Source organism: Streptomyces sp. W16, from assembly GCF_033194735.1.
In the GTDB taxonomy this organism is placed as follows: Bacteria; Actinomycetota; Actinomycetes; order Streptomycetales; family Streptomycetaceae; genus Streptomyces.
Genome location: NZ_JAWOAI010000317.1, coordinates 1 through 11,725 on the forward strand (window position 1 = coordinate 1; position 11,725 = coordinate 11,725).

Below are 11,725 nucleotides of genomic sequence, written 5' to 3' on the forward strand. Positions count from 1 at the left end.
GTTTCGGTGGTCATAGCGTGAGGGAAACGCCCGGTTACATTCCGAACCCGGAAGCTAAGCCTTACAGCGCCGATGGTACTGCAGGGGGGACCCTGTGGGAGAGTAGGACGCCGCCGAACAAATATTGAAAGGGTTGGATCCTGAACTTCGGTTCGGGGTCCAACCCTTTTTTGTTTGCCGTCACTTGAAGTTCACGTTGCGCAATCACCATCCGAGCATGGGTACTGCTGCAATGCTCAGGGCCGCAGGCGTCGGACTCGGTGACGAGGTCGTCGTGCCGGCGTTCGGGAACGTGGAAGTCGCCGAGGCCGTCACTCTCGCGGGTGGGCTGCCGGTGTTCGCCGACATAGATCCGGTGACCTACTGCCTCGACGCGTCCGCTGTCGAAGCGGCCGTAACTCCGCGTACGGCGGCGATAGTTGTCGTACATCGATTCGGTCGGTCGGCTGATATGGCGCGGTTGCTCGGGGTCGGGCAGCGGCATGGGTTGCTGGTGTTGCAGCAGGGGGAGTCCGAGGCGCCGTACGACGAGGTGGCTCAGCGGCGGGAGCGAGCCTCCTATCTTGATGCGAAGTTGCGCGGGGTGCGGACGCCCGATGGTGGGAACGGGCACACCTACCAGCAGTACGTCGTGCGGGTGCCGGGGAACGGGCGGCCGGACCGTGATGCCTTCGCTCGGGCTGTGCGCGGTAGGGGAGTTGAGTGCCGGGTGCCGGTGAAGACGCCTGTGCATCGGCTGCCGGAGTACCGGAGGTGTGTGGCTCTCCCGGAGACCGAGCGGGCCTCGGACGAGACGCTGGCGCTGCCGGTGGACGCTTCGTTGACGAAGCGGGAGATGCAGCGGATCGTGTCCGCGTGCAATGCGCTCGGGGGACTGCTGCAGCCCGCTTTCTGACCGAGTCGGGGTCGGGCGGCGGTGGTTGGGCGCACAGGCCTGTTCGGGGTATGATCTGTTTCGTTGCCGCGAGGGAAACCTCGGGAAAGCGACAGGCCCTCTTAGCTCAGTCGGTAGAGCGTCTCCATGGTAAGGAGAAGGTCAACGGTTCGATTCCGTTAGAGGGCTCCATTAACTGAAAGGCCCCGCCCAATTGGGCGGGGCCTTTTGCGTGTTCGGGTGTCAGTCCTTCTGGAGGCCCGGGACGCGCATCGCCAGAATTGCCATGTCGTCGGACGGGGCGTCCGACGCGAATCGTTCGACCGCGCGCATGATGCGGGCCGCGACCGCTCCGGCCGTGAGGCCCGTGCAGGTGGTGAGGACGTCCGTGAGGCCGTCGTCACCCAGCATGCGGGTGCCTTCGCGGCGTTCCGTGACGCCGTCCGTGACGCACAGGAGGACGTCGCCCGGGTCGAGGGTGACCGTCTGCTCGTAGAGCTCCAGGTCGTCCATTACGCCGAGGAGGGGCTGCGGTTCGGCGGCCGGTTCGACCGTGCCGTCCTGGCGCAGGCGGAGCGGGAGGGGGTGGCCGGCGCAGACCACCTTCAGCTTGGCGCTGCCGTCCTCCTGGGGCCACAACTCGCCGTAGAGGAGCGTCAGGAAGCGGCTGCGGGCGCCCTCGTCGAGGATCGCGGAGTTGAGGCGCTCCAGGACCGCGGGGCCGCCGAAGCCCTCCCTGGCGAGCAGGCGGAGGGCGTGGCGGGCCAGGCCGGTGACCGCGGCTGCCTCGGGGCCCGTGCCGCAGACGTCGCCGATGGCGAAGCCGTAGACGCCGTCGCGGATGGGGAAGAGGTCGTAGAAGTCGCCGCCGACCTCGTTGCCCTCGCCCGCCGCGCGGTAGATGACCTCGACCTCGACGCCCTCGATGTGCGGGAGGTCGGGGGGCAGGAGGCTGCGCTGGAGGGACTGGCTGATCGCCGTGCGCTCCGAGTACAGGCGGGCGTTGTCGAGGGCGAGGGCGGCTCGGCGGCTCAAGTCCTCGGCCAGTTCCAGGATTTCCTGGCGGAAGTGTTCGTCGGTGGGCTTGCCGAGGGTCAGCATGCCGATGACGCGGTTGCGGGCGACCAGGGGGAGGACGACCGTCTCGCCGCCGACTGCCGAAGCCGTGGCGAGAGTTGGGCCGATGCCCGAGCTGACGCGGCGGGTGGGCTCGCCGAGGCCGAGGCTGCGCATGGAGGTGCGCAGGGCGGCCTGGTGGGCGGCCTCGGCGGGGGCGGCCCAGACGCGGGCGCCGGGGGTGGGTACCGGGTCCGGGGGCGCGATCTTGGAGAGCAGCGACTTGATGCCGTCGATGAGTTCCTCGTCCTCGTGCAGGACGTACGAGAGGTACGGGTCGGAGGCCTGGTCGGCGATCGTGTAGACCGCGCACCAGGTCGCGAGGGTCGGGACCGTCATCTGGGCCATGAGGGCGAGGGTCTGGTCGCGGTCCAGGGTGCCGGCGAGGAGGTCGGAGGCCTCCACCAGGAAGCTGAGTGAGCCGCGGCGCAGGCGTTCCAGTTCGCCAAGGCGGGCCGATTCGACCGCCAACGCGATGCGGTCGGCGGCGAATTGGAGGCGCAGGGCTTCTTCGTTCGAGTATTTGTTGGGGCCTTCGGCCGCCACTCCGAGGGAGCCGGTGAGGCGGCCTTCGACCTTCAGGGGGACCGTGACGACGGAGCGCATTCCGGTGCCGCTGAGGAGCGGTACGGCGCCCGGGACGGCTTGGAGGTCCTCGTGGACGGCCGGCATGCGGGCGGAGCCGTAGCGGCCGGGGCCGGCTTCGACGGGCACGCGCGCGAAGCGTTGGCGGGCGGAGGGCAGGCCGGTGGAGGCGCGGACCTCCAACTCCGTTTCGTCGTCCGTCGCGAGGAGGAGGAAGGCGGAGTCCCCGTCGAGCATGTCGCGGGCGCGCTCGACCGTGCGCTGGAGGAGGCCGTCGAGGTCGTCCGGCGCGGGGGAGCCGATGAACACCTCGAAGGGGTCGGTGTTCTGGCCGTCCGGGGTGGACGCCGCGTCGGGGGCGGGGCCGCGCATCGGGGTCTGCAGAACCGCGCGTTCGTGGTCCCTCACCAGGAGGCACACGGTTGACGGCTCGCCGCCGGTGTCGCGGACGCGGAGGTGGGAGGCGTACACCGGGATCACGCGGCCGTCGGCGCCGCGGATGCCGTAACTGCCCTCCCAGCGTGAGAGGCGCAGTGCCTCGGCGATACCGGTGCTGGTGCCGGGGGTGTGCGGCCAGGCCGCGAGGTCGGTCAGGGGCTTGCCGGTGACCTGCTCGGCGGCGTAGCCGAAGAGTTCCTCTGCGTCTTCGTTCCAGGACGCGATGGAGCCCGTACGGTCGATCTGGACGACCGCGACGCGGACCCTGCCGTCGGCGAGCGGGAGCAGGGCGGCGGGCAGGGACGGGCCGGCCGTGCGAGTGCCCACCGGGCGGGCGGGGAGGTCGAGTTGGAACCAGACCAGTTTCTGCGTGGGGGTGTAGTCGACGCCCCAGCGGCTGGCCAGGGCCGCGCACAGCTGGAGGCCGCGTCCGCCCTCGCGGTCGGGGCTGCTCATGGTGATCGCGGCCCCCTGGAGGGGGATCTCGCGCTCCGGATAGTGGTCGGCGACCTCGATCCGCGCACCGTCGTCACTCCGTAGGCACAGAACATCCGCGGCCGTGCCGGCGTGGACCACGGCGTTGGTCACCAGCTCGCTGGTGAGGACCACGGCGTCGTCGACGATGTCGGCGAATCCCCAGCCCTGCAGGGTGTCGCGGACGAAGGACCGCGCGGTGGCGACCGATCGTCCGACGGGCTCGAAGCTGGCTGCCGCGCGCGCGGTGATCACAGAACTCCTCGGCCTGTTGTCGGCGGGCAGGGGCCCATGGCCGATCGGCGCCTGCCGGGGCAACGACTGGTTCCCGGTCGGCGGGGGATCCTGGGGCGTTCCTCCAGGATGCAGTCCGGTGGTCATGGTGCGGTGCCCCTCCGATGCCTGCCCGCTCGTGCTCGTGCCACCGCCCAGGCCGGACGGAACCGGCGCGGCTGGACAGCCGCATGCAAGGTTACTTACCTTCACCGTCCATGCGGATGCCGGTCCGCAGTGTTTCCGTCTTCAGGGTGTGCGGACCGTGTGCGAAGCTGCCGAACTGTTATGGCCTGGTTCAGGCAGGGTGAAACACTGGGCAGGATTCTGGTGAAGGTCCGGGCAGGCTGGGTGTCTTCTGTGTATGGAGGGCAGCAGGCCCTGTTGAAGCCCGGTAAACCGGGCAGAGATACGCGGCAGTAACTGATACGCCGAGCAGTAGCACCCGAGCACAGCAGTAACGGTCGACCCCTGCGGGAGGGACACAGTGGAGTCTGGCGCAGCGACGCGGGCCACCAAGACGCGCGCGAAAGGCGGACAGTCCCTGAAGAACCAGCGCAAACCGCGCAATGGGACCACGGAGGTGGACGCGGCCTCCTTGGACCGGCTGCTGACCGCTCTGGTCGCCATGCGGGACGGGAACTTCCGCAAGCGGCTCACGGTGTCCGGCGACGGCGTGATGTCGGAGATCGCCGCCGTGTTCAACGAGGTGGCCGACCGCAATCTGCACCTCACGGGTGAGCTGTCGCGGGTGCGGCGCATGGTGGGCCGTGAGGGAAAGCTCACGGAGCGGCTGGAGGCGGGCGCCTACGAGGGTTCCTGGGCGACCGCCATCGACGCCTCCAACGCGCTCGTGGACGACCTCGTACGGCCCGTCTCCGAGGTCGGACGGGTGCTCTCCGCGGTGGCGGAGGGTGATCTGTCGCCGCGTATGGAGCTGCGGACGCAGGCTCAGGACGACGGGAACGGGCATCCGCTGCGCGGGGAGTTCCTGAAGGTCGGGCGGACGGTCAACAATCTGGTCGACCAGCTGTCGACGTTCACCGACGAGGTCACGCGTGTGGCCAGCGAGGTGGGCACCGAGGGCAAGCTCGGCGGGCAGGCACGCGTGCGTGGCATGTCCGGCTCCTGGAAGGACCTCACGGAGTCCGTCAACACGATGGCGTACCGGCTGACGGCCCAGGTGCGGGACATCGCGCTGGTGACCACGGCGGTCGCGAAGGGCGACCTGTCCAGGAAGGTCACCGTTCACGTCGCAGGCGAGATGCTGGAGCTGAAGAACACCGTCAACACGATGGTGGACCAGCTGTCCTCGTTCTCCTCCGAGGTGACGCGAGTCGCCCGTGAGGTGGGCACCGAGGGCGAGTTGGGCGGCCAGGCTCAGGTGCCGGGTGTGGCCGGGGTGTGGAAGGACCTCACCGACTCGGTGAACATCATGGCCGGCAACCTGACGGCCCAGGTGCGCGGGATCGCCCAGGTGACGACTGCGGTCGCCAACGGTGACCTGTCGCAGAAGGTGACCGTGTCGGCGCGCGGCGAGGTCGCCCAGCTCGCCGAGACGATCAACCAGATGACCGAGACGCTGCGCACCTTCGCCGACGAGGTCACGCGCGTGGCCAACGAGGTCGGCGCTGAAGGGCAGCTCGGCGGGCAGGCGAACGTGCCGGGTGCGGCGGGGACGTGGAAGGACCTCACCGACTCGGTGAACACGGTCTTCCGGAACCTGACGATCCAGGTGCGGGACATCGCGGCCGTGACGACCGCCGTGGCGAGCGGTGACCTGTCCCAGAAGGTCACCGTGAACGTCGCCGGCGAGATGCTGGAACTGAAGAACACCGTCAACGGGATGGTTGATCAACTGTCCTCGTTCGGTGCCGAGGTCACGCGCGTGGCGCGCGAGATCGGTGTCGAGGGCGAGCTGGGCGGCCAGGCGCAGGTGCCGGGCGCGGCCGGTACATGGAAGGACTTGACCGACTCGGTCAACACCGCATTCCGCAACCTCACCGGCCAGGTGCGCAACATCGCGCAGGTGACGACGGCCGTGGCCAACGGCGATCTGTCGCAGAAGGTCACCGTCGACGTGTCCGGCGAGATGCTTCAGTTGAAGAACACCGTCAACACGATGGTCGATCAACTGTCGTCGTTCGCCGACCAGGTGACCCGGATGGCCCGGGACGTGGGCACCGAGGGCCGGCTCGGCGGCCAGGCGCGCGTGGACGGCGTCTCGGGCACCTGGAAGGAACTCACCGACTCCGTCAACTCGATGGCCGGGAACCTGACCTCCCAGGTGCGCAACATCGCCCAGGTGACGACGGCGGTGGCCCAGGGTGACCTGTCCCAGAAGATCGACGTGGACGCGCGCGGCGAGATCCTGGAACTGAAGAACACCATCAACACGATGGTCGACCAGCTCTCCGCATTCGCCGACCAGGTGACCCGGGTGGCCCGTGAGGTGGGCACGGAGGGCCGCCTGGGCGGGCAGGCGCAGGTGCCGGGCGTCGCCGGTGTGTGGCGCGACCTGACCGACTCGGTGAACGGCATGGCCGGCAACCTCACCGCCCAGGTGCGCAACATCGCGCAAGTCGCGACCGCGGTGGCCCGGGGTGACCTGTCCCAGAAGATCACCGTGGACGCGCGCGGCGAGATCCTGGAGCTGAAGAACACCCTGAACACGATGGTCGACCAGCTGTCCTCGTTCGCCGAGGAGGTCACGCGAGTGGCCCGCGAGGTGGGCACCGAGGGCCAGTTGGGCGGTCAGGCCGAGGTGCAGGGTGTCTCCGGCACCTGGAAGGACCTCACGCAGTCGGTGAACTTCATGGCGAACAACCTGACCATCCAGGTGCGCCAGATCGCCGAGGTCACGACCGCCGTCGCCAAGGGCGACCTGTCCAAGAAGATCACTGTTGACGCCAAGGGCGAGATCCTTGAGCTCGTCACGACGGTCAACACCATGGTTGATCAACTCTCGTCGTTCGCCGAGCAGGTGACCCGGGTGGCCCGCGAGGTGGGCACCGAGGGCATCCTGGGCGGCCAGGCGCACGTGCCGGGCATCACGGGCATCTGGAAGGACCTCAGCGGCAACGTCAACCTGATGGCCAACAACCTGACCATGCAGGTGCGGAACATCTCCCAGGTCGCGGCGGCCGTGGCCAACGGCGACCTGACCCGGACGGTGACGATCGAGGCGCGCGGTGAGGTGCAGCAGCTCGCCGACACCTTCAACACCATGGTGAAGACGCTGAGTTCGTTCGCCGACCAGGTCACCAAGGTGGCCCGTGAGGTGGGCACGGACGGCATCCTGGGCGGCCAGGCGCATGTGCCGGGTGTGGCGGGAACATGGAAGGACCTCACCGACTCGGTGAACGGCATGGCGTCCAACCTGACCGGCCAGGTACGCAACATCGCGATGGTCACCACGGCCATCGCCAAGGGCGACCTGACGAAGAAGATCGACATTGACGCGCGCGGCGAGATCCTGGAACTCAAGACGACGATCAACACCATGGTTGATCAGCTGTCCAGTTTCGCCGAGGAGGTCACCCGGGTGGCCCGCGAGGTGGGCACGGAGGGTCAACTCGGCGGCCAGGCACGCGTGCGTGACGTCGACGGCACCTGGCGCGACCTCACCGAGTCGGTGAACGAGATGGCCGGGAACCTGACCCGGCAGGTGCGTGCCATCGCGCGCGTGGCGACCGCGGTGACCCGTGGTGACCTGAACCTGAAGATCGACGTGGACGCGTCCGGGGAGATCCAGGAACTCCAGGACTACATCAACAAGATGATCGCCAACCTGCGCGACACCACGATCGCCAACAAGGAGCAGGACTGGCTCAAGGGCAACCTCGCCCGCATCTCCGCACTGATGCAGGGCCGCCGCGACCTCGACGACGTGGCCTCGCTGATCATGAGCGAACTGACACCGGTGGTCTCCGCGCAGCACGGCGCGTTCTTCCTCGCGCTGCCGCTGGCGGACGCGGAGGGCGAGGAGGCGTACGAACTGCGCATGCTCGGGTCCTACGGCTACTCGATGGGCTCCATGCCGACGTCGTTCAGGCCCGGTGAGGCGCTGATCGGGACGGCCGCCCAGGAGCGGCGCACGATCCTCGTGGAGAACGCGCCCAGCGGCTATCTGAAGATCTCCTCGGGGCTCGGGGAGGCGCCGCCCGCGCAGGTGATCGTGCTCCCGGTGCTGTTCGAGGCGAAGGTGCTGGGCGTCATCGAGCTGGCCTCCTTCACGCCCTTCACGCAGATCCAGAAGGACTTCCTCAACCAGATCGCCGAGATGATCGCGACCAGCGTCAACACCATCTCCGTCAACACCAAGACGGAGCTGCTGCTGAAGCAGTCCCAGGAGCTGACCGAACAACTCCAGGAGCGGTCGGACGAGTTGGAGAACCGGCAGAAGGCACTCCAGTCGTCCAACGCCGAACTGGAGGAGAAGGCCGAGTTGTTGGCCCAGCAGAACCGGGACATCGAGGTGAAGAACACCGAGATCGAGGAGGCCCGGCAGGTCCTGGAGGAGCGCGCCGAGCAGCTCGCCGTGTCCATGCGCTACAAGAGCGAGTTCCTCGCCAACATGTCGCACGAGCTGCGCACACCGCTCAACTCGCTGCTGATCCTGGCCAAGTTGCTCGCTGACAACGCGGAGGGGAACCTCTCCCCGAAGCAGGTCGAGTTCGCCGAGACGATCCACGGCGCGGGGTCCGACCTGCTCCAGCTGATCAACGACATCCTGGACCTGTCGAAGGTCGAGGCGGGCAAGATGGATGTCTCGCCGACGCGTATCGCGCTCGTCCAACTCGTCGACTACGTAGAGGCCACTTTCCGTCCGCTGACCGCGGAGAAGGGCCTCGACCTGTCCGTACGGGTGTCGCCGGAACTGCCCGCCACGCTCCACACCGACGAGCAGCGGCTGCTCCAGGTGCTGCGCAACCTGCTGTCGAACGCGGTGAAGTTCACCGACTCCGGGGCGGTCGAACTCGTCATCCGGCCGGCCGGCGCGGACGTGCCGGTGGCCATCCGGGAGCAGCTCCTGGAGGCCGGCTCGCTGCGGGACGCGGACGCCGACCTGATCGCGTTCTCGGTGACCGACACCGGGATCGGGATCGCGGGCAGCAAGATGCGGGTCATCTTCGAGGCGTTCAAGCAGGCGGACGGTACGACCAGCCGCAAGTACGGCGGTACGGGCCTCGGGCTGTCGATCTCCCGGGAGATCGCGCAGCTGCTCGGCGGTGAGATCTTCGCGCAGAGTGAGCCGGGACGCGGTTCGACGTTCACGCTGTATTTGCCGCTGCACCCGAGCGAACTGCCCCCGCAGGGCTACCAGCAGCTGCCCGCGCTGGAGGCGGGCGACCTCGTGGCGTCGTCCGCCGCGGAGCTCGCCGAGCTGTCGGAGCGGAGCGAGGTGGACATCGAGACGCCGGCCGAGGTGAAGTCGTACCACGAGACGCAGAACGGTGCCGCCGCGCTCTTCAGGAGGCGTCGTAGGGCCGTCGAGCAGTTTATGCAACTCGGGCAGACCGTGCGGGACCAGTGGGCGGCCGAGGAGTCGGCGCCGACGTCGCGCCGGGGCATCCGGTTCGGCGGGGAGAAGGTGCTGATCGTCGACGACGACATCCGCAACGTCTTCGCGCTGACGAGCGTCCTGGAGCAGCACGGGCTGTCCGTGCTGTACGCGGAGAACGGCCGTGAGGGCATCGAAGTCCTGGAGCAGCACGACGATGTGACGGTCGTTCTGATGGACATCATGATGCCCGAGATGGACGGATACGCGACGACGACGGCGATCCGCAGGATGCCGCAGTTCGCCGGGCTTCCGATCATCGCGCTGACCGCGAAGGCGATGAAGGGCGACCGGGAGAAGGCGATCGAGTCCGGCGCCTCGGACTACGTCACCAAGCCGGTCGATCCCGATCACCTGCTGTCGGTGATGGAGCAGTGGATGCGTCCGGAGTGACGGAAACGACCGGACCTGACGGGAAAGCAGTGGGAACGGTGCGGGGAACGGCCGGTGTGCACGCGGAGTTGCTGACTCAGTGTGTCCGGAGCCGTGTAGAAGCACGGGATTCGGGGAACCTTCTGGTCTCCCGCTACGTTTCTGCTTCGTGCACAGTGACATCGCGGTGACAGGGTGTGGCGACAGGCGGGGTGCGGCTACCATGACCGGCACAAGGACGGGCGGCGCAAGAGAGCCGTCCTCTGGGGCGGCGCCCGGTGCACATCCGGGGCGAGGAGGGCGGGCCATGGTGCAGAAGGCCAAGATCCTCCTGGTCGATGACCGGCCGGAGAATCTGCTGGCGCTGGAGGCCATCCTCTCTGCGCTCGATCAGACACTGGTTCGGGCATCGTCCGGGGAGGAAGCGCTCAAAGCACTGCTCACGGACGACTTCGCGGTCATTCTGCTGGACGTCCAGATGCCAGGCATGGACGGTTTCGAAACCGCCGCGCACATCAAGCGACGGGAGCGGACCCGGGACATCCCGATCATCTTCCTCACCGCGATCAACCACGGCCCGCACCACACCTTCCGGGGTTACGCGGCGGGCGCGGTCGACTACATCTCCAAGCCGTTCGACCCGTGGGTGCTGCGCGCGAAGGTCTCGGTCTTCGTCGAGCTGTACATGAAGAACTGCCAACTGCGGGAGCAGGCGGCGCTGCTGAGACTCCAGTTGGAGGGCGGCGGCAAGCCCGCGGTCGGTGCGGCCAAGGAACCGGCCGGACTGCTCGCCGAGCTGTCGGCGCGGCTCGCGGCAGTCGAGGAGCAGGCGGAGGCGCTGTCCAAGCAGCTCGACGACGAGTCGGCGGACGCGGCGGCTGTGGCCACCGCGGCCCATCTCGAACGCAAACTCACCGGGCTGCGCCGGGCACTCGACGCCCTGGAGCCGGGCACCGGCACCGGAGCACCTTCGGTCCCGTCGCAGAACTGACGTCCGCCGCGGGCGCAGTTGTGCGTGAGCGAGCGTCAGTTCCCCGTCCCGTACGGGCGACACGAACGGGTGAAGCAGTGGGCACACGTGTCCCCTGCGCTCTCCACAGGTAACCTCACACCTATGGCCTCACGTCCCTCCGCAGCCAAGAAGCAGCCCGCCAAGAGGGCTGCTCCGGCGAAGGCTCCGGCGAAGAAGGCCGCCGCGAAAAGGGCGCCGGCGAAGAAGGCGGTCGCCAAGAAGACCGCCCGCCCGGCGCCCAAGCCCGCGCCCAGCCCCACCGGTGGCATCGTCAAACTCGTGCGCGCCCTCTGGCTCGGCACCGCGCACGCCGTCGGCGCCGTGTTCCGCGGCATAGGGCAGGGCGCGAAGAACTTGGACCCGGCCCACCGCAAGGACGGCGTCGCGCTGCTCCTCTTCGGCCTCGCGCTGATCGTCGCCGCCGGCACCTGGGCCGACCTGCGCGGCCCGGTCGGCGACCTCGTCGAGATCCTGGTGACGGGCGCCTTCGGCCGCCTCGACCTGCTCGTGCCGATACTGCTCGCGGTGATCGCCGTGCGCTTCATCCGCCACCCGGAGAAGCCCGAGGCCAACGGCCGCATCGTGATCGGCCTGTCCGCGCTCGTCATCGGCGTCCTCGGCCAGGTCCACATCGCCTGCGGCGCGCCCGCCCGCAGCGACGGCATGCAGGCGATAAGGGACGCCGGCGGCCTCATCGGCTGGGGCGTGGCGACCCCGCTGACGTACACCATGGGCGAAGTGCTCGCCGTACCCCTGCTCGTGCTGCTCACGATCTTCGGGCTGCTGGTCGTCACGGCCACGCCCGTCAACGCGATCCCGCAGCGGCTGCGGCTGCTCGGCGTGAAGCTGGGCATCGTCCACGACCCCGAAGACGAGGACGAGTTCGGCGAGGACGACGAGCGCTACGACGAGCAGTGGCGCGAGGCGCTGCCCGCGCGCCCCCGCAAGCGCGGCAGCGACCCCGAGGCGTACGACCCCGACAGCGCCGAGCAGGAGGCCCTCACCAGGCGCCGGAGCC

Annotated in this window: 5 protein-coding genes, 1 tRNA gene and 1 rRNA gene; 6 read left to right on the forward strand and 1 reads right to left on the reverse strand. The window is 68.6% G+C overall.

Going from position 1 to position 11,725, the window contains the following annotated elements; all coding sequences use genetic code 11:
- Nucleotides 1-2: 2 nt before the first annotated feature.
- The 3 genes from rrf (at nucleotide 3) to R6V09_RS33265 (ending at nucleotide 1,066) form a co-directional block, all read left to right on the forward strand.
- A 5S ribosomal RNA gene (gene rrf / locus R6V09_RS33255) occupies nucleotides 3-119 on the forward strand.
- A 113-nt stretch (nucleotides 120-232) separates the two neighbouring features.
- A complete protein-coding gene (locus tag R6V09_RS33260; protein ID WP_317885181.1) occupies nucleotides 233-895 on the forward strand; it encodes a DegT/DnrJ/EryC1/StrS family aminotransferase in 663 nt (220 codons plus the stop codon).
- Between the two features lie 95 nt (nucleotides 896-990).
- Nucleotides 991-1,066, forward strand: a tRNA-Thr gene (locus R6V09_RS33265).
- 51 nt (nucleotides 1,067-1,117) lie between these two features.
- Here the strand turns inward: R6V09_RS33265 and R6V09_RS33270 are convergent.
- Nucleotides 1,118-3,868: a SpoIIE family protein phosphatase gene (locus R6V09_RS33270; RefSeq protein WP_317885177.1), complete on the reverse strand. Its 2,751-nt coding sequence runs from the start codon at nucleotides 3,866-3,868 to the stop codon at nucleotides 1,118-1,120.
- A 379-nt stretch (nucleotides 3,869-4,247) separates the two neighbouring features.
- Here R6V09_RS33270 and R6V09_RS33275 point away from each other — a divergent pair, with 379 nt between their 5' ends.
- The 3 genes from R6V09_RS33275 to R6V09_RS33285 form a co-directional block, all read left to right on the forward strand.
- Nucleotides 4,248-9,716 (forward strand): HAMP domain-containing protein, encoded by a 5,469-nt coding sequence (locus R6V09_RS33275; RefSeq protein ID WP_317885178.1) that lies wholly within the window; start codon nucleotides 4,248-4,250, stop codon nucleotides 9,714-9,716.
- 286 nt (nucleotides 9,717-10,002) lie between these two features.
- Entirely contained in the window at nucleotides 10,003-10,686 is a 684-nt protein-coding gene (locus R6V09_RS33280; RefSeq protein WP_317885179.1) for a response regulator, read from the forward strand.
- A gap of 123 nt (nucleotides 10,687-10,809) precedes the next feature.
- Nucleotides 10,810-11,725: DNA translocase FtsK 4TM domain-containing protein (locus R6V09_RS33285; RefSeq protein ID WP_317885180.1), on the forward strand; the 916-nt coding region annotated here is incomplete at its 3' end.